The 18,737-nt window shown below is 53.1% G+C and carries 19 protein-coding genes; 12 read left to right on the forward strand and 7 right to left on the reverse strand.

What is annotated here, in order from left to right; translation table 11 throughout:
- Positions 1-67: 67 nt before the first annotated feature.
- The 3 genes from ACSPJT_RS17905 to trxB form a co-directional block, all read right to left on the reverse strand.
- A complete protein-coding gene (locus ACSPJT_RS17905; RefSeq protein ID WP_435893932.1) occupies positions 68-1,225 on the reverse strand; it encodes a prenyltransferase/squalene oxidase repeat-containing protein in 1,158 nt (385 codons plus the stop codon).
- A gap of 29 nt (positions 1,226-1,254) precedes the next feature.
- Positions 1,255-2,073, reverse strand: a complete 819-nt coding sequence (locus ACSPJT_RS17910) for a YdjY domain-containing protein (RefSeq protein ID WP_435893933.1) — start codon at positions 2,071-2,073, stop codon at positions 1,255-1,257.
- A gap of 106 nt (positions 2,074-2,179) precedes the next feature.
- Positions 2,180-3,109, reverse strand: coding sequence for a thioredoxin-disulfide reductase (gene trxB / locus ACSPJT_RS17915; protein ID WP_435893934.1), 930 nt, complete (start codon positions 3,107-3,109; stop codon positions 2,180-2,182).
- 157 nt (positions 3,110-3,266) lie between these two features.
- Here trxB and trkA point away from each other — a divergent pair, with 157 nt between their 5' ends.
- Positions 3,267-4,613, forward strand: a complete 1,347-nt coding sequence (gene trkA, locus ACSPJT_RS17920; RefSeq protein ID WP_435893935.1) for a Trk system potassium transporter TrkA — start codon at positions 3,267-3,269, stop codon at positions 4,611-4,613.
- Between the two features lie 44 nt (positions 4,614-4,657).
- Positions 4,658-6,163, forward strand: a complete 1,506-nt coding sequence (locus ACSPJT_RS17925) for a TrkH family potassium uptake protein (protein WP_435893936.1) — start codon at positions 4,658-4,660, stop codon at positions 6,161-6,163.
- A 4-nt stretch (positions 6,164-6,167) separates the two neighbouring features.
- Here the strand turns inward: ACSPJT_RS17925 and ACSPJT_RS17930 are convergent, their stop codons facing one another.
- Positions 6,168-6,800: a YqgE/AlgH family protein gene (locus tag ACSPJT_RS17930; RefSeq protein WP_435893937.1), complete on the reverse strand. Its 633-nt coding sequence runs from the start codon at positions 6,798-6,800 to the stop codon at positions 6,168-6,170.
- Between the two features lie 111 nt (positions 6,801-6,911).
- Here ACSPJT_RS17930 and ACSPJT_RS17935 point away from each other — a divergent pair, with 111 nt between their 5' ends.
- The 6 genes from ACSPJT_RS17935 to ACSPJT_RS17960 all read left to right on the forward strand — a co-directional run bounded on the left by ACSPJT_RS17935 (position 6,912) and on the right by ACSPJT_RS17960 (position 10,802).
- On the forward strand, positions 6,912-7,823 hold the full coding sequence (locus tag ACSPJT_RS17935; protein ID WP_435893938.1) for a thioredoxin fold domain-containing protein: 912 nt from the start codon (positions 6,912-6,914) through the stop codon (positions 7,821-7,823).
- A 701-nt stretch (positions 7,824-8,524) separates the two neighbouring features.
- Positions 8,525-8,815 (forward strand): TraR/DksA family transcriptional regulator, encoded by a 291-nt coding sequence (locus tag ACSPJT_RS17940; protein WP_435896209.1) that lies wholly within the window; start codon positions 8,525-8,527, stop codon positions 8,813-8,815.
- Between the two features lie 179 nt (positions 8,816-8,994).
- Positions 8,995-9,168: a 50S ribosomal protein L33 gene (gene rpmG, locus ACSPJT_RS17945; protein WP_309489287.1), complete on the forward strand. Its 174-nt coding sequence runs from the start codon at positions 8,995-8,997 to the stop codon at positions 9,166-9,168.
- A gap of 28 nt (positions 9,169-9,196) precedes the next feature.
- Positions 9,197-9,448: a 30S ribosomal protein S18 gene (gene rpsR / locus ACSPJT_RS17950; RefSeq protein ID WP_435893939.1), complete on the forward strand. Its 252-nt coding sequence runs from the start codon at positions 9,197-9,199 to the stop codon at positions 9,446-9,448.
- A 92-nt stretch (positions 9,449-9,540) separates the two neighbouring features.
- Positions 9,541-10,326, forward strand: coding sequence for a GTP cyclohydrolase FolE2 (gene folE2 / locus ACSPJT_RS17955; protein ID WP_435893940.1), 786 nt, complete (start codon positions 9,541-9,543; stop codon positions 10,324-10,326).
- A 53-nt stretch (positions 10,327-10,379) separates the two neighbouring features.
- A complete protein-coding gene (locus tag ACSPJT_RS17960; RefSeq protein ID WP_435893941.1) occupies positions 10,380-10,802 on the forward strand; it encodes a hypothetical protein in 423 nt (140 codons plus the stop codon).
- Here ACSPJT_RS17960 and ACSPJT_RS17965 read toward each other — a convergent pair whose 3' ends face one another.
- Entirely contained in the window at positions 10,803-11,354 is a 552-nt protein-coding gene (locus ACSPJT_RS17965; RefSeq protein ID WP_435893942.1) for a CHAP domain-containing protein, read from the reverse strand.
- Positions 11,355-11,669: 315 nt separating this feature from the next.
- On the opposite strand from ACSPJT_RS17965, the gene ACSPJT_RS17970 reads away from it, so the two are divergent.
- The 4 genes from ACSPJT_RS17970 (at position 11,670) to pdxH (ending at position 16,231) form a co-directional block, all read left to right on the forward strand.
- Positions 11,670-13,379, forward strand: a complete 1,710-nt coding sequence (locus tag ACSPJT_RS17970; protein ID WP_435893943.1) for a GspE/PulE family protein — start codon at positions 11,670-11,672, stop codon at positions 13,377-13,379.
- Between the two features lie 33 nt (positions 13,380-13,412).
- Positions 13,413-14,729, forward strand: coding sequence for a type II secretion system F family protein (locus ACSPJT_RS17975; RefSeq protein WP_435893944.1), 1,317 nt, complete (start codon positions 13,413-13,415; stop codon positions 14,727-14,729).
- Between the two features lie 66 nt (positions 14,730-14,795).
- A complete protein-coding gene (locus ACSPJT_RS17980; protein ID WP_435893945.1) occupies positions 14,796-15,539 on the forward strand; it encodes a glycine-rich domain-containing protein in 744 nt (247 codons plus the stop codon).
- Positions 15,540-15,580: 41 nt separating this feature from the next.
- Positions 15,581-16,231 carry a pyridoxamine 5'-phosphate oxidase gene (gene pdxH / locus ACSPJT_RS17985; RefSeq protein ID WP_435893946.1) on the forward strand — a complete coding sequence of 217 codons (651 nt, stop codon included), beginning with the start codon at positions 15,581-15,583 and terminating at the stop codon, positions 16,229-16,231.
- 16 nt (positions 16,232-16,247) lie between these two features.
- Here the strand turns inward: pdxH and mqo are convergent, their stop codons facing one another.
- Entirely contained in the window at positions 16,248-17,762 is a 1,515-nt protein-coding gene (gene mqo / locus ACSPJT_RS17990; RefSeq protein ID WP_435893947.1) for a malate dehydrogenase (quinone), read from the reverse strand.
- A gap of 70 nt (positions 17,763-17,832) precedes the next feature.
- Positions 17,833-18,627, reverse strand: coding sequence for a hypothetical protein (locus ACSPJT_RS17995; protein WP_435893948.1), 795 nt, complete (start codon positions 18,625-18,627; stop codon positions 17,833-17,835).
- Positions 18,628-18,737 lie beyond the last annotated feature (110 nt).

Genomic DNA, 18,737 nt, shown 5'->3' on the forward strand with positions numbered 1-18,737 from the left:
TACGTTAAAATGCGCAAAGCTTTACGGCTTTGCGCATTGTTCTGAGATCAGTTCGCGAGTGTTCCGCTTACTCGGGAATCGAGTGATAGATTTGCTCGAGCGTCAGCACGGCATAAGTAGTGACGAGCACAGAATTGTTCTCCATCCAGCGTCCGTTGTCGTTAACCCATGAGCCATCGCCTTTTTGCTTGGTGAGAAGTTCACGGGCGATGTCTTTGCGCCAGTCGGCTTCCTGTCCGTTCTTGAGCGGAAGGGTATCGATGTTAGCGGCGGCGAGGGCCTTGGCCATGGCATGGAGGTAGTAGTAGACTCCCTGCTGCCCAAGCTCAGGATCGGCTTTGGTGGCAAGGCCTGGGTTTTCTTTGACGGTGTAGTTTTCACCGAGCCATTTTTTCACAGCCACTACGCGCGGGTCCTTGTTGTCGAGTTCGGCGTAGATCATCGAGAGTAGCCCGGCGTAGGACATCGATCCATAGCCCCGCATCGTCTTGGAGCCGTCCGGATTGATATTCAATTCGGTGGCTTTGGTTTCGGCTGGAGCGTAATTGAACGAGCCGTCGTTAGAGACGTTAGGCTGATCGTTGGTGGCCTTCAGGTTCTGGACACGGGAGATGAATGTGATGGCCGCATCCCAGTTGAGTTCAGGCTGTTTGCCATTGGCATCGTCCTGAGCGATCGCGCGCGAAAGTCTCAAAGCTTCAAGCGCCAAGTGAGTGTTAGACATGTCAGAGCGGGGTGGGTTTCCACCGTAACCGATTCCGCCGTCAGATGATTCATCGGTGATCGCTTTCTCACCGAGGTCGGTCTGCTGATTGATGAGGTAGGCCCGTCCTTTGAGGATAGCCGGATGGTAGGACTTCTCACCGGTGGCTACAAAAGCCACAATCGAAGTGGCAGTGTTATAAACGCCGTGTCCGGCATTGTAGATGCCACCGTCCTCTTTCTGGAGTTTCAGGAGGTAGGAAAGACTTTTGTCGATGTGGGGCGATTTCTCGTAAGAGGGCGCACGCAGGGCTGCGGTAGCGGCCAGAGCGGTGATGGCTGGGAATTTTTCTTCGTCCCAGTGGCCGTCAGCGGCTTGTTTGCTTTTCAGATAAGCGTTCCCTTTGTCGATAGCTACGGCGATTTCCTTTTTAATCGAAAGGTAGGAGTCTTTGTCCGTCTGAGCGCTCAATGACAAGCTGCCAAGAAGACTCATCGAGATGAGTGAATTGATAATTTTCATAGCGTTTGGTATTTTGATTGAGGAGAGAGTTACTTTTTCCATGGCTTCAGTGTCACTGTAACAGCAGAGCCTTCGGCTGGTATGTTAGGCGCGGGAAGCCAGAGAGTGTCGTCATCGCGGTCATCTCCAGGGTAGTTGGCAATCGAACCGGGATCGGGGAAAATAGTTAGCATGCTGCCAGTGAGCTTGGCCTTGAATTTTTGGTTGTGGATATAGGAACCATTGTAAACCCACGGAGTGTCTGGCATCGGTTTCTTGGTAACGCGGTGCTGGATCCACTGGGTGATCGGGCGGGTTCTTTCCACCCCTTTGTCTTTCCAGGTGATCTCAATGCTGAAACGGGCCGCTTGGCGGATGTCTTCGGCGACGACCGGGAATTTGTCGCTCGGAGTGCCGTCAGGTTTATCCACTCTGAAAAGCTCGGGTGATTCCTTGTAGCTGAGAAGCTTGAGCGCCAGGTTGAGGTTTGTGGGATCAGCCTCGGTCACCAGCAGTGACTCATGCACTTTTTCACCGTTTAGGTGGACTAACAGATACTCAAGGAATGTTTCGGGATCGACGATATTCGTTTGAGCCGGAATGGTGATGGCGCGGCTGTCTTTATTAAAGGTGATCTTGCCAATCTTGTAATTGCCGTTTTCCAGTTTCTGAACCAGCGGTTTTGGATCGGCAGCAGGTTCCTTGGCCGGCTCTTTGTTTTCAGCAGGCTTCACTTCCGGCTGAGCAGTCAGCACAGATGGAAACGCAAACAAACTGAGCCCCGAAATGGCGGCACAGGTTAACGACCGCATTCCCAGAGAGGAATGCGGCTGGTTTGATTCATTTGGAGTGAGAAGGGCGCGCTTCATTGATCTCTACTAGGATAACGTAGGTTGGGAGGATTTCTTGGGTTTTTTCTGAGAAAAAAATAAAACGCGCCCTGATCACATAGGTGAGGGGAGGAAAGCGTGAACTTTATTCCTGTTCGGCAAGCCAGCGCTCTACCTCAATGGCGGCGGCGCAACCTTGACCGGCGGCTGTGATGGCCTGGCGATACTCAGTGTCTGAGATGTCGCCAGCGGCATAGATGCCTTCGACACTGGTGAGGGTGCCTTTTTTCTGAAGAATATAGCCGTTCTCATCCGTTTCAACCATGCCGTTGAGGAATCCGCTGTTAGGTGTGTGGCCGATCGCCATAAAGACGCCTTCGACTTCCAGCTCGGAGGTGTCTCCGGTCTGGGTGTCGGCAAGCTCGACAGCGCGGATGTCTCCTTTTTCGTTAGTAAGATATTGTTTGATGCCCGAGTTCCAGATGACCTCGATCTTTTCATGCTCGAGCGCACGCTGCGCCATGATCTTGGAAGCGCGGAGTTCATCGCGACGGACGATCAGGTAGACTTTGCTGGCAAACTTGGTTAGGAAAGTAGCTTCTTCACAGGCGGAGTCTCCTCCACCCACGACGCAGACTGGCACATTACGGTAAAAAGCACCATCGCAGGTGGCGCAGGCCGTGAGTCCGTGTCCGCCTTTGGTGAGTTCTTCCTCACCGGGCAGTCCGAGGTATCTGGCTGACGCTCCGGAACAGACGATGACTGCGCGAGTCTGGAAAGTTTTGTCGCCTGCCTTCAGGGTGAAGGTGCCGTCGTCTTCCTTGACGACGGAGTCGATGTGGGCGAACTCGACGCGACCGCCAAAGCGCTCAGCCTGCTGCTGCATGTTGACCATCAGCTCAGGCCCGGTGATGCCTTCTGGGAAACCAGGAAAGTTTTCAACATCCGTGGTGGTAGTGAGCTGTCCTCCCGGTTGGGTGCCAGTGAGGATGAGCGGGGCGAGATCGGCGCGGGCTGCATAGATGGCAGCGGTGTATCCGGCAGGGCCGGTTCCAATGATAATGACGTTTTCCATATTGCTTAGAGTCTGAACGGGCGGGATTATGCCCGTAATGTTCATGGGCGCAAGTGGTTTCCTAAGGATCACAGGAGAGGACTTGCTGAGCCTGATCCGTTCTTGCCATTTCCGGGTGACAGTGGCAGAAGTGCCGCGCGGCCTTGTGGCTGAGACTATGAATATTATCATTGTAGGAGCCGGGGAAATTGGTCGTCATTTGGCCGCTTCCCTTTCAAGAGAGGCCCACAGCATCGTGGTGATCGAATACGATGTGCATGTGGCCGCTGAGCTGGAACAGCAGATCGATGCCCGGGTGCTTACCGGAGACGGCGCCAGTGCTTCATTACTTGTCGAGGCCGGTGTCTCTGAGTGCGATCTGTTCCTATCTCTGACCAGTGACAGTACTGTCAACTTGATGTCCGCGTCCATTGCCAAGAAATTGGATGCCGCCAAGGTGATCGCGAGAGTGCATCCGGGGCTGCAGCGAGAAGAGTGGTTGTTTGATTACCGCGGGCATTTTGGCATCGATCACATTTTCAGTTCTGAGCGGCTTAGCGCGATTGAGCTCTCCAAGTTTATCCGAAACCCTGACTCGTTGATTGTTGAGGAAATCGCTCGGGGTCGGATCGAGCTGCAGCAGGTGCGCGTCTCTGAGCGCAGTGATGCAGTCGGCAAACGCTTGGTCGATCTGAAAGCTCCCGAAAGAACTCGAGTGGCATCCATCACCCGTGGAGGTGAGCACTTTGTGCCATCTGCGGAAGATGCACTGGCGGCAGGGGACGTCGTGACCATTTTTGGCGACCCTAACAAACTTCGTAAGCTGGCACTCCGCCTGCAAAAAGGCGCGGGTAAGGAGGAAGCTCTGCGCGTAGTCATCTTTGGCGGTGGAGAATATGGATTTTCTCTGGCTCAGATGTTAGAGAGCTTTAACTGCAAAGTCAGGATTTTTGAAAAAGACCCGGTTCGGGCTCAAGAACTTACTGGGCTTTTGGCTAACACGACGGTGATCAATACCGACGGAACCGTGCTTTCCGAACTCGAGGAGGAGCAGGTCGGAGCCGCCGATTTCTTCGTGTCCACAGGCGGCAGCGATGAAGACAACGTCATGACCTGTCTGCAGGCAAACAACCTGGGAACTAAGAACTGCCTGACATTGATTCACCGGGCCGATTACGCCAATGCGATCAGCGCCAGTGGTCGTCACTTTGGCGTGCTGGCTGCCGTCAGTCCGCGTGAGGCGACCCGCCGCGAGTTGGAGCGCTTCATCACATCCGATAAATTTCACACCGTTAAAAAAATGGGAGCCGGCGAGGTGCTGGAAACCCAGATCGCCAAGGCGTCATTGGCAGCCGAGCACATGGTATCGGAAATCGACTGGCCCGAGGGCTGTGTGTTGGTGGCTCGTATGAGAGGCCTGCACGCGATCGTTCCTGGCCCCGAAGACGTGCTGCGGCCCGGCGACACCATTTACGCGATGGTCGCTCCTAAAGTGCGTAAGAAATTCCTTAAACTGGTGCGTTGATCCATCGTGCCGCCATCTGACATTTGCCCCTTGTCTTCTGACTTATGAATTTTCGTATTCTTGCCAAATTTCTCGGCGCTCTGCTTTTGTTGGAGAGTTTTGCCATGGCATCATGTGGCATATTCGCGTGGTGGGATACTGTCGCGGGCGACGAGCTTGCGCGTGACGCGCTGTTTCTCTCCGCTGCAGTCGTGGCGATTGGGGGCGCGCTGTTAATGGTTTGCGGCATCGGCAAAATCGACCGAGTGCCACGGCGTGAAGGGATTGTCGTGGTGGGCCTCGGTTGGGTGCTGTGCGGCTTAGCTGGTAGTTTGCCCTACATCCTTGGTGAACCTCGTTTGGAGTTCTCCGATGCGCTTTTCGAATCGGTCTCCGGATTTACAACCACTGGGTCCTCAGTGATTTCGGCGGATCCGGCGACGGGGAGAGACATCGCATCATGGCCGCGTGGAATTCTGATGTGGCGTTCTGTCACACAGTGGCTCGGTGGTATGGGTATTCTGGTTCTTTTCGTGGCGATTTTGTCGTATCTGGGAATGGGATCCAAGTCGCTGTTCAGGAACGAGTCATCATTTCAAACTGGTGAAGTCTCTACCGCTCGGATTCGCGACACCGCGCTGATTCTCTGGAAGGTTTATGTTTGTATCACGGCTGTTTGCACGATTGGCTTAAAGGCGATGGGCATGACCAGTTACAATGCCATCTCACATGCTTTCACCGTCGTTTCCACCGGCGGTTTCAGCCCGCATAATGAAAGTGTGGGGTATTACTCTAACTGGGGTAACGGCTGGCTCATTGAGCTATGGCTCAGCCTTTTCATGGTGATCTGTAGTGTCAGTTTCCTCGTCTGGGTGGTTCTGCTGAGGAAGAGATGGAGCCGCCTCCGCAGTGAGGAAGAGGGTCGCTTGTTTGTGGTGCTTTGTTTGGGGGGCGCCGTGGTGATGGCCTGTGGCGTTGCCAGTTCTCAGGATATCGATTTTTTCACCGCATTCAGACAGTGCTGGTTCACGGTGACATCGGTCGCGTCGACGACTGGATTTGGGACGGTGGATTACACTGCCTGGCCTGGATTCACCCTGGTTCTCATCGCCATGATTATGCTGTTAGGTGGTTGTTCGGGCTCCACAGCAGGTGGGATTAAAGTCAGCCGGTTGATCGTCTTCTTAAAAACCGCTCGGTTCGAAATCGTCAAAGCTTTCCGTCCCAATCAGGTGTTCCGGATGCACGTCAATGGCAATGCCCTTGATGGTGAAGAGCGGTCTCAGACAGTGGTCTTTGTCGCTCTCTATGCATTCATCACCATTGCATCTTGTTTTGTTGTAGCACTGTTTGAGGCGGGTAATGACATGGATATGCTGACATCTTTCGGTTGCGTCGTGGCAACCCTTTCTAACATTGGCCCAGGCTTTGGTGATGTCGGTCCTAGCTCTAATTTCGGGCACTTACTGCCAGTCACCAAGGTGTTCTTATCGCTATTGATGATTCTCGGCCGTCTTGAACTCTACGCCATTTTGGTATTGTTCATCCCTTCTCTTTGGAAGAAATACTAACAGATCAGTTGACATAAATGTCGTCGGGCGCCTCGGCGAGGATCTGATGATAGGGCGAAATGTTCCGTAGAACATCGGCCCACAGGTTTTTCTCGTGAGGAGTAGCTAGTAGTTGCACACTTGGCAGGGTGGGGATCCAGGAGTTTCGGCGGAGCTCGCTTTCTAGCTGGCCAGGTGTCCAGCCTGCGTATCCGGCAAAGGCACGGATCAGGGTGCCGGGTTGCTGGGCACGCGTGATTGCATCTTGCGCGGAGATCCGGGTGGCAAATCTCAGTTGCCTCGTGTCTCCACTGTCATCGGTCCAGAAGGCGGCAAAGGTCAAGTGCTCTTGGCCCACAGGGCCACCAAGGTGCACGGGAATTTGACTGAGCACTTGGAACTCATCGGATGCCAGAAGGTCACCGACCGTTTGTCCTGTCGGTTGGTTCAGAATCAATCCATACGCACCGTCGTCCCCATTATGCTCGGCGAGAAGGATGACGCTTTTGTTGAAAATGCCATCGCGTAACGAGGGATCGGCAATCAGCAGCTGTCCTTCAAGATGGATGGGTGTATCCGGTGAATTTTGCATGGGTGGATGTCCATCAAATACTGAATCGATACCTGCTGCCAAGTCTGGAGGTGATTTTTTCATCATGAGAGGATCAGAATTCCGAGTTGCCAAGCGGCGTGGCTGTCGTAAGCATAGGGCATGGCCTTGAACCGTAGTATTTCCTCAACATGCTTTTCGTGTGCGATCGCAGCCGGTGTGTTATCCCTCGTCTCCTGCGCCCAGCTGGGTGAGATGGTGGGAGGAAAGGATAAAAAGAAAACTGCCGACGGCGAGAAACCCATGACCGGTCTGGAGGCTTATCAGCGTGCCGGCGGCAGGGTTGCCGGACTGGCAGGAGTCACCGGTGGAGCTGCCGCGACGGCAAGAGTTTCACCCACGGCCGCCGGTATCACTCCAGATGAGGATATTCACTGGGCGCCCGAGAATCCGGATGTGCCGATGGGGGGAGGTATGGAGGAACTTTGGAAGCAGCCTGAGAACAAGTCCTGGCACATTAGTTACACCGAGGCGATTCGCCACGCGCGCGAGTCAGGAAAGCCGATTTTGATTTGGTTTACCGATTCAGCCCGGAGCCCCCTTTGCCGCGCCCTCAACGATGAGCTTTTTTCAAACTCGGGATTTGATAGCTGGGCTGGGCAACGCATCGTACGCTTACGTGTGGATGATCAGATAAAAGCCGATACCAAACACGAAAACGAGTGGACAAAGAAACGCAACTACATCGATGGGTTAAAGAAACGTTACAAGGTCCTGGGCCATCCGACCGTGCTCATACTCTCACCACGTGGAGCCGTAGTGGCACAGTACCGTGGCTACAAAAAAGGCACGCCTGACTACTACTGGGGACGTATCAAAAGTTCCGTGTCGAAAGCCGAAAACGACTATGGAGCATGGCGCGAGAAGCTCGAAAAGCGAGGCTACCGCTTATGGACGAATCGCAAGGGGCGTAAAACCCTCGCGAAGCTTCATCGATTCAGCTCAGGCAAGGTGACATTGATTGATCCCGATGGAAAACGAGGAACCACCACATTCAACAAGCTTTCCGACGATGATCAAACTTGGATCATGCAGGAGAAAAAAAAGTATGATGCCCGTCATGGTCGCTAGATGCATTCGAATGATACAGGTGTATCAATTCTCGGAAATTTCGCTTGCAGTCCTGTTGGAAAGCGATTAGCCATTGCCGCCCTTCAATATGGGACCCACTCAAATTGAGTGGATAGCACTGGTCTAGACGCCAGCAAAAACCTTCAAAAACCTCGAAATTTACCTCTATCCACTTATCACCTGCCATGGCCGCGAAGAAGAAAACTGCTAAAAAAACAGTCAAACGTGCTGTTAAAAAAATTGCCAAGAAAGCCGCTAAAAAAGCCACGCCTAAAAAGGCCGCTAAGAAAGCTGTGAAGAAGGCCACGAAGAAAGCAGCACCTAAGAAGAAGGTTGCCAAAAAAGCCGCCACTAAAAAGGTAGCTAAGAAAGCAGCAAAAAAGAAGGTAGCTCCCAAAAAGAAATCAGCTCCTAAAAAGGCAGCCAAGAAGGCAGCAACTAAAACTGTCAAAGCATCCGCTAAAAAGGCTTCACCCAAGGCTAAGAAAGTCGTCTCTCCTGCCAAAAAAGCCGCGAAAAAAGCAGCACCGAAGAAAAAAGCTGAACCTGCAGCCCCAGCCAAACCTGTGAAACTGGTAGGCTTCGCTAAAAAGCAGCACCAGCGCCTTCTCGATCTGCGTGATGGAATTCTCGATGCCATGTATGGTGTCACCCACGATACGCTCAAAAACACCGACGGCATGGAAACCGGCGGAGGTGGAATGCACACTGGCGATGCCGGTAGTGATTCATACGACCGTGATTTCGCCCTCAACTTGCTGGCCAAGGAGCAGGACGCCCTCAGCGAGATCGAGCAAGCCATTACCCGCGCCGAGCGTGGTGTCTACGGCATCTGTGAGATGTCCGGCGAGAAAATCCCACACGAACGCCTCGAGGCCATCCCATTTGCCCGCTACACAGTAAAGTGCCAGGCCGAGTGGGAGAAAAGCAACAACGGACGCCACAACAACGGCAAAAGCGAATTCGGCTTCTCGAACGGAGCAATGCGCTAATTCCATGGCTGTGAAAGCCGTCCCAACTGAGAAATCACAGAAAAATCCGAATTCCATAGATTCTCTGCTTGACCATAGGGCGGAAATGCGTAGTTTGCGCCTCCCGTCCAGCCTCGCAGCTGAACTACACGATTCAAGAAACACGAATCAATCATCCGATTTAACACTTTAACAAGATCATGGCCCGCGACATCATCATCCTCGAATGCACAGAAGCCAAGGCTGAAGGAAAACCCACTTCACGCTACACTTCTACACGCAACAAGAAGAGCCTCAACACCCCAGGTCGTCTGGAGAAGGTGAAATACAATCCATTCCTTCGCCGCCGCACCCTGCACCGCGAGCTTCGCTAGTCCGTAGGTCACTCAACATCTCAATATCATGTCCTCAATATCTACTCCTAAGAACAAGGAACGCCGCATCGCATTCTGGAAGGCTAACCGCCCCATGCCGCACCGCCGTCATGACATCCCAGAAGCTGAGGTGGACTACAAGAACGTTGACCTGCTCAACAAGTTCACCACCGAGACTGGCAAGATTCTTCCACGTCGTGTGACTGGCGTTTCCGCCAAGCTTCACCGCAAGATCACCCGTGAGATCAAGCGTGCCCGCGCATGCAACCTCATTGGTTAATTCAAGGCTCCGCAGCCTGATACTTTTCAAGCCTGTCCGATGATACCGGGCAGGCTTTTTTGTTCTCTATTTTCATTCCCTCACTCTGATTCATGAAGGAACTCAAGGATACTCAAAACGAATTCGACGATCGTAATATCGCCATCGACCGGGTCGGCGTAAAAGCCCTGCGCTTTCCGCTGCAAGTTCGTAATAAAGACGGCAGCACCCAGCGCACCGTTGCCACCACCGCTCTCGCCGTAGATCTGCCGCACCATTTCAAGGGCACTCATATGAGCCGCTTTGTGGAAGTATTGAACTCCCACGGAAACTGCTTGGACGTTCGCGAGATGAACGCCATCCCCAATGAGCTTCTCGGCCGTTTGGAAGCCCGTAAAGCACATGTTGAGTTCCGTTTTCCCTTCTTCCGCACCAAGGAAGCCCCGGTCACCAAGATGCCCGGAGTCATGGACTACGAGGTGATTTTTGAATCGGAGGCTGATGTCGATGGCAACACGGATTTCATTCTCACCGTCATCGTCAACGTCGCAACTCTCTGCCCATGTTCCAAGGCGATCAGCGAGCGCGGTGCCCACAACCAGCGAGGCACGGTGACTTATGCGGTTCGTTTCAAGGAGGCGATCTGGATCGAGGACCTGATCGACCTGGTGGAGTCTTCAGCCAGTTGTGAACTCTACAGTCTGCTGAAGCGCCCGGATGAAAAATCGGTCACCGAATCAGCCTATGATAATCCGGTATTTGTAGAGGATCTCGTGCGGAATATCGCCGCTCGCTCAAATGCCCAGGAGAATATCACATGGTATCGAGTCGAGGCCGAGAACCACGAGTCTATCCACAATCACAACGCATACGCGGTGGTTGAAAAGGCTTCAGAGTAGCAGGGCGATTTTACAAGTTGTCGGCAACCCGAGGAGTAATCTATCTTATTTCCATGCCTGACGATGATCAATATCTGCGCCGACCTTATCTAACGCTTCCCGGAGTCACCGGCATGCCTAACCTGCGAGAAATCATCGCACAGATGCCGGATGAAAATAAGCATCGCTTTGAGTCGTCCGGGGAATTTATCCGTCGTTTAGCTCATAGAGTGACCAAGTGGCGTGAGGGCTTGGCCGTGGATGAGGAGCCCGCAATTTTTGCCCTCATGAGCAATGGTGACGCCGTCGAGGTCCACACCCTCGGTGAGGACGGGCATTCCAGCGTTGTGGTAGAGGGTAATCTTAATGGCTCCTCATGCATGTTCATCAGCCATCAATCGAGTTTTCAGGTCGTCTGCTACACCAGAAAAACCGAGGTGGAAAAGCCGAAACGTAAGATCGGTTTCTACGTCGGCGGGGAGGAAATCGAAGCCTGACTAGCTGTCGTGTGAGCCGTCATGCTCATGTGAGGTATGCACCCGAGCTGTGGAAAGGCGTAGCCAACCGGCGGGCTCCTTTTGGCCGGTGATTCTCCAGCCGTTGTTTCTCCATTCCAGCTGCATTTGTGCCCGTGGCTGGTCCTCCATGTTTTGTTGCACGACTTCGACAACATCCCCATCAACCTTCGAAATTAACGCGATATGTCCACGTTTGCCTTCAATGAAAACCAAGAGGTCTCCCGCTTCAGGTTTGTGTGCATGATTGTTTTTATACTGAACGAGGCCTAGTGCGGGGTTAATCGCGCCGTGAGCGATTTCGGGATTAAAATAGTTTTTGGCGTAGCCTGGGTCATATGGCATGCGATAGTTGAATCCCACATCGTAGAAGCGGCGGACAAATTCAGTGCTCTGCCACTTTTCTCCATAACAATACCCATCCTTTGCCGTGCTCTTGCCACGTATTGCGGGAGGTTCGCTGTCGTATGCATAGACAGCGATGCCTTGTTCTCGTTCTACCACTTTACCTACACCTGAGGGAATCGTCACCATGGGAGTTTGCAGAGCGGGCGGCTCCTCGATCGTGAAGAGTGCCAGTAGAGGAACTAACGAGAACGGTATCAGGAGTATAAGCCCGAATATAATCGTTTGTTTGATCACCGGCCGAGGCTAACATCCTGTTAGTGTGAATTCAAGCGGAAAAATTACGAGAAAGCGTAATATGCCATAATGTTAATTATTATGGATATCTGTATTAAATATTTTCACAAGCACTATCTGACCATTTCACGATGACAGGCATCATTTTGTCGATTTATAGACAGAGTATTGCCTTTCTGGCGTTAAAGGGGATAGTGATCACCCAATATGACTGACCTACTTATCGCCCCAGCCCGAGACAGTGGCTGCGAGGACTTAGATGCCCTTGCAGATGTCGTGAAGAATGCCGCCGAACAGCAGCGTTCACCCGTAGACGACGTGCTCGATTCGGGTTCTGTCGATGAGGAACCCTATCTACGTGGCCTTGCCGAGAAAACCGGCATGGAGTGGGTTGCTGAAATCCCAGAGTTTACCGATGTTGAGCCATTACGGCGTGTTTGTGGTCCGCGAGTTGCCCTAGCACACCGCCTGCTTCCCATGGCCTTGGAAGGAGACGATGAAGAAGCACCCAAGGATCTGGTGCTGTTGACCTACGATCCTCTGAATCTCGTCGCCCGCCAGGCAGCGACTCAGCAGATCCAAGTGCCGATCGTTTGGAAAATGGCCTCTCGCCGTCGCATTCACGATTCACTGAGAAAATTATACGGTGTAGGCGCCGATACGTTTGAGCAAATTCTCGAAGGCCGTGATCTCGACTTCGATAATCTCGAAACATCTGACGAGGCCAATATCATTGATGCGGATGAGGACGAGGAGGCCAGCGTGGTCAAGTTCGTCAACCAGATCATTCGCGAGGCGTTACAACAGAGCGCGACCGATATTCACGTGGAGCCTCTCCATGACAATCTTCGTATCCGCTACCGGATCGATGGCCTGTTAGTGGATGTCACCGTGCCGGACAATATCAAGGCCTTGCAAAGTTCTGTGATCGCTCGTCTGAAGATCATGTCCCACCTTGACATCGCTGAGCGACGTCTGCCACAGGATGGTCGTATCAACCTACAGTTCGAGGGAGCTACCATCGACGTTCGTGTCGCCACCGTGCCCACCGTGGAAGGGGAGAGCGTCAGTCTGCGTCTGCTGAACCAAGAGAAGTTCACCATCGCCCGTCTGGGGATGGAGCCCTTTGTGCTGAAGAAAATCGAGCAGCTCATCAAACTTTCTAACGGCATCGTTCTCATCACCGGCCCTACCGGTTCAGGTAAGTCCACGAGTCTCTATTCGTTCCTCAGTGAGGTGAACTCACCTGACACTCGCATTGTGACCATTGAGGATCCGGTGGAAAACAAACTACCTGGCGTCATGCAGATCGCGGTGAAGTCTGACATTGGGTTGACCTTTGCCAGCGGACTGCGGTCGATTCTTCGTGCCGACCCTAACATCGTGATGATCGGGGAAATTCGTGACTTGGAAACGGCGGAAATTGCGATCCGAGCTTCACTCACGGGTCACTTGGTGTTCAGTACCCTGCATACCAATGATGCCTTGGGTGGTATCAGCCGATTGACTGACATGGGTGTGGAGCCATTCTTAGTTTCCGCGTCTGTGCGAGCCTTCCTCGCTCAGCGACTCGTTCGTCGACTTTGCCCGCACTGTAAGACACCACATGACCTCACCGATCTCCAACGCAGGGAGTTGGCGATTCCTGCACAAATCCAAGGTCAGTGTTACGATGCCAAAGGCTGTGACAAGTGTCGAAATACTGGTTTCAGAGGACGTCTTGCCATTTACGAAGTCGCATTGATCACGGAACCGATGCAGGATTTGATCGTCAAAGGCGCTGACAACCGCGTGCTCATGGAGCAGGCGTTCAAGGACGGTTACGTTCCCATGCGCGAGTATGGTTGGTATAAGGTGATGTCAGGAGAAACCACACTGGAAGAAGTCATCTCAGTGACCAGCTCAGAGCTTGTCTAGAAATCGAACGAGTAGAGAATTAGCGAATCAGGCATGGCAGTTTTCACATACAAGGCACTCGGTAAAGATGGTGCTGTTTCCAATGGCGAGATCACCGCGTCTGATCGGCCCGAAGCAATCAAGGTGCTGAGTAAACGTGGTCTTCAACCGGTTAATCTGACGGCCACATCCATCGTTCAACCGAAACCGAAGGCCAAGAAAGAGGAGAAGCACTCCAAGGTGGCCGCTGAAAAAACTCCGGTCAACGGAGCCAAGGCCGAACCCAAACAGGGCAAAGCTCCCGCGCGTGATGCCAATGGCTTGCTCAAGTTGAAGCGCGCCGAAGTGGTGATGTTCACCGAGGAGCTTAGCGAGATGCTAGGTGCAGGACTTCAGCTCGAACCAGCTCTGAAATCGATGGAGAACCGAGAGGAGTTAGGCTCGCTCAAGGATGTGTCTCGCGATGTTCGCCAGCTAGTGCGCGATGGTAGCAGTTTTTCCCTCGCCCTGCGCAAAGTCAGCGATAGCTTTGGCCCGCTCTACTGCAGTCTCGCCGCCGCCGGTGAGGCCTCCGGTGCGCTCGATACCATTCTCAAACGTCAGGCGCACTACCTGAAGACTCTGCAAGAACTTCAAAGCAAAGTGACCCTCGCCCTGATCTATCCTGCCTTCCTAGTTCTTGCCGGTATTGGTGTGGGCGTCATCTTTGTTACCAAGCTGATTCCCCAACTGACCGATCTTATTTCCAGTACTCCTGGCGGAAAAATTCCCCTCGGGGCCAAGATCCTCATCAACACCAGTGAGTTTTTCCAACAATGGTGGCTGGTCATGCTATTGACCTTGGTGGGTGCTGCTCTGGTTTTCAAAGCATGGAAAGATGCCGAGTCTAATCGCCTGACCTGGGATCAGACCAAACTCAAGTTGCCTCTGATAGGCGCGGTGATTGAGAGTCGGTTCTATGTTCAGTTTTTGGAAACTCTCGCCAATCTTGTGGGCAACGGGTTGCCCCTCCTTCGCTCGTTAGAACTTTCGCGAGATGCCACTCAGAACCTTCACATTCGAGGCCATATGGACCGAGTGATCGAGATGGTGGGTGATGGTCGGTCCTTCTCCCGCTCGTTAATCAGCACCGGAATCTTCCCGCCTTTGCTCATCGACATGGTATCCGTCGGTGAAAAAACGGGTAAGCTGGACAAATCTCTGCGCCGTGCTGCGGAACGTTACGACTCCGAGCTGAACAAATCTCTCTCCCGAGTGATGGAGTTGATCATGCCCGTGGTGTTAGTTGTCATGGCTTTGCTTATCGGCACCATGGCCTACCTCATGATCACCGCCATCTTCCAGACGATTGATAACTTGGGCGGCAGATAGATTACCAATGTGATTGAACGAAGCATCCGGCTTGATTCATCGGCTTTGCCTTCTAGCATGTCCGCCATGAACGAGGTTTTATGGTCAAAACTCGCGGCTTATTCTATCGATCAGCCTGATGCCCAGTTTGCTTTCAGTGATCGGGTGGCACGGGAAAACAATTGGTCCCAAGAGTTCACAGCCCGTGTGATCGAGGAATACAAGCGCTTCATCTATTTGTGTTGTGAAGCAGGCCATCCGGTGACGCCGTCGGATGAGGTTGATCAGGTGTGGCACTTACACCTCTGCTACACGCGCTCATACTGGCACGACCTTTGCCAAGGTGTGTTAGGTAAGCCCGTGCATCATGGCCCCACTAAAGGAGGTTCGGATGAAAGGGCGAAATACCATGATTGGTATTCGAAGACCTTGGAGTCCTATCAGAAGCATTTTGGCACCACACCACCAGTGGATGTTTGGCCGCCGGCCAAAATCCGTTTTGCCAACAGGCGAGACTGCCGAGTGGATCGTTCACGCAACTGGGTAGTGCCGCATAGCGTGGTCTGGAAGTCAGCCGCCGCTGCAGGAATACTCGTCGGACTTGCCGGCTGCACCCATATGCTGGCCAAGCAGAATGATTTTGAGTTGTGGCTCGCCATCATCATTTTATCGTTTGTCGTGCTTATGGTGATGATCATTAAATTCGGCAAAGGTGGGGGTGGCTCAGGCGGTTGCGGAGGAGCCGGTGGCACCGGAGGAGCTGGTGGCGATTGCGGGTCAGGTTGCAGCAGCTGCGGTGGTGGTTGTGGCGGCGGCTGCGGAGGAGGTTAAAAAAATCCTGCTTAATTTGTGAATCCTGTCTAGAAACAAGCATGTCCAAGAGCAGAGAGGAAATTGCCGCAATGCGGGAGGAATACGGCAGTCGGGAATTGCGCCGCAAGGATATGGCGGCCGATCCTATCGAACAGTTCGAGCAGTGGTTCGCCGAGGCCCGTGAAGTTCAGTTGCATGAACCGAATGCTCTAACATTATCCACCATTGGTCTCGACGGCTGCCCAGCCTCGCGCACCGTTCTGATGAAATTTTTCGACGAGAATGGATTTGTTTTTTACACCAACTACGGCAGCGCCAAGGCGAGGGAAATTGAAGCAGTTCCAAAAGCTGCGATGCTATTTGCCTGGCTGCAGTTAGAGCGTCAGGTGCGCATCGAAGGCAGCGTGGAAAAGGTGAGTGCAGCGGAGTCGTTAAAATACTTCGCCTCCCGCCCGAGAGACAGCCAGATCGGAGCTTGGGTGTCGGATCAATCGAGCGTTATTGATTCCCGCGCATTGTTGCTCAACAAAATGGAGGAGCTCAAAGCCAAGTTCAAAGGAGGCGATGTGCCACTTCCATCATTCTGGGGCGGATACCGGGTGATTCCCGAAAGGATCGAGTTCTGGCAGGGAGGGAAAGGTCGCGTGCACGATCGATTCCGCTACACCCGAGCAGGGGACAGCTGGATGATAGACCGGCTGGCGCCGTAAGCCTTGCAGCCAAGAGTTAGATTCCTAACACGTCATTAGCCTTCTTGCGGATTTCGCGGTAGGTCATGACGTCTTCCTTCATGTTCTTGCTGAAGCCAGGAACCATGCTGGTGAGCTTGTCGCCCCATTGATCGAGTTTGTCAGGGAAACACTTGCTGATCACCTCCAGCATCACGGAAACTGAGCAGGAGGCGCCGGGGCTGGCTCCTAACAGAGCTGCGATGGAACCGTCTGCAGCGGCAACGATTTCCGTGCCGAACTGGAGCACGCCTCCTTTTTCCTCGTCCTTTTTAATGATCTGGACGCGCTGGCCAGCGATCTCAAGCCGCCAGTCTTCGAGTTCAGCTTCAGGGAAAAATTCACGAAGCGTATCGATCCTGTCCACATCGGTGAGCATACATTGCTCAATGAGGTATCGAGTCAGATCAAGGTTGTCTTTGCCGACCGCCAGCATGGGGATGAGGTTGGAAATGCTCACGGAGCCTGGGAGGTCTAACAGGGATCCGCTTTTCAGGAACTTTGGCGAGAATCCGGCGAACGGACCGAAGAGCAGCGTTTTCTTACCGTCGATCACGCGGGTATCGAGGTGAGGCACCGACATGGGCGGAGCTCCGACAGCGGCTTTGCCATAAACCTTGGCCTCATGTTTGCTGACAATCTCAGGATTATCGCAAACGAGGAACTGACCACTGACGGGGAATCCACCGAAGCCTTTGCCTTCGGGGATGTCCGATTTTTGGAGTAGAGGAAGGCTGGCGCCACCGGCTCCGACAAAGACGAACGGAGCCTTGATCTTCCGGTTAATACCACGGCCCATATTACGAATCTTGATTTGCCAGGTGCCGTCTTTTTTCCGTTTGATATCTTTGACGATGTGGTTGGTAGCTAACTTGATGTTCTCCTTGGCTTCCAAATACTCAACGAGTTGTCGCGTGAGGGATCCGAAGTTGATGTCGGTGCCGCTCTGGACTCGCGTTGCTGCGATGGCTTCGTTAGGATTTCTTCCTTGAGTGAGGAGTGGTGTCCACTCGCTGACCGTTTTGGGATCATCGGTGAATTCCATGTCTTGGAAGAAGTGATGCGCCTGCATCTTTTCGTAACGCTTTCTGAGGTAGTCGACATTGCCTTTCCCTCTGACAAAGCTCATGTGAGGCACCTTGTTAATGAAATCACGAGGGTCACCAAGGATGCCTTGCTCAGTGAGATATGCCCAGAATTGCTTGGAGACTTGGAACTGTTCGTTGATATCAAGTGCCTTGGATATATCGACGGAGCCGTCTTCCAGCTGCTTGGTGTAGTTCAGCTCACAGAGCGCAGCGTGTCCGGTGCCGGCATTGTTCCATGGATTGGAACTTTCGCGGGCAACATCTGCGAGAGCTTCAACGATTTGAATTTTCAGTGTCGGATCGAGCTGGTGCAGTAGCACTCCGAGAGTGGCGCTCATTACACCACCACCAATAAGAAGCACATCGGCCTCTTCCATTGTTTCACGGCGCTCGGTCAGGTCGTCGTTTTTCAAATCGTCAGACATGCGCGCTCACTGCCATCCATGTGTCTGGCTGTCAAGTGTATCGGCGAGCAGATTGAGCCAGCAAAAAGGACTATTTGCCCGATGCGTCAGTGTCTCTGGAGGTGGCGGCCTCGACTGAAAACAGTGGAAATTCGGCGTCCAATTTGAGATCCATCGGGGGAACCAGATCGAAGGGGCCTTCGTGAGGTGGGCGCAGCTTGCTGGCCAAGCTCACGGCGGTGACAACCACGATGGTGTCATCGTCTTCTTTGACAACCTTGCCTACATGCAGCAGCGAAGCGAAATGGGGAGTGATCCCCAACTCTAACATGTCGCCTTTGTGGTATCCTTTGTAGGAGTCAGCGTATGGGGTAGGGAAGATGATTTCTGCGACCACTGGGTAGGGCGAGAGCTCGGTGTATTCGTCAGGCTGAGTGTATGCGCGGAGCTGTACGGCAAAGCCTTGACTGATAATATCATCCTTGGTCAGCTTCCTCGCTGATACTACCTTGTAGTGACCTTCCAAATACTGGCAGAAGGTGTTTTCTCGGAAATTGGTCAAGTAGCTGTGCAGCAGGCTGTTGTTAAGTGTCGCCAACTCCTCGTCAGTAAACTCCAGATAACTCTTGCGCAGCACGGAGGCTGAGCCGGCAGGGTGTTCGGGGGCTGTCTGCGATGTGTAGGCCTTGTGCTCGGGCAAACGGCCTAACTTACGCAGGATTTCATAATTTCGTGGAACCTCAGGATGGTTGAAAATACTGATACACAACGACCAAGTGAGGATGGTGAAGCAGGATGCCAGAATCAAGATAAGCAGCCACCAGAACCAAGGAGGTCGGCGGTTCGCCATGGACTCCATAAATGTGGGCTGTGGATCTCTGGGCACGGTGGATTGAAGGTGATGAAAGCTTGCAGCAAGTCGGGCCATGGAGTCATCATGGCCTCGCGCTGACGCAGCCTAAACAGCATGCGATCCGACAGCCAGCCAATCTTTCC

The sequence above is a fragment of the Oceaniferula spumae genome (genome assembly GCF_042849255.1).
Taxonomy (GTDB): Bacteria; Verrucomicrobiota; Verrucomicrobiia; order Verrucomicrobiales; family Akkermansiaceae; genus Oceaniferula; species Oceaniferula spumae.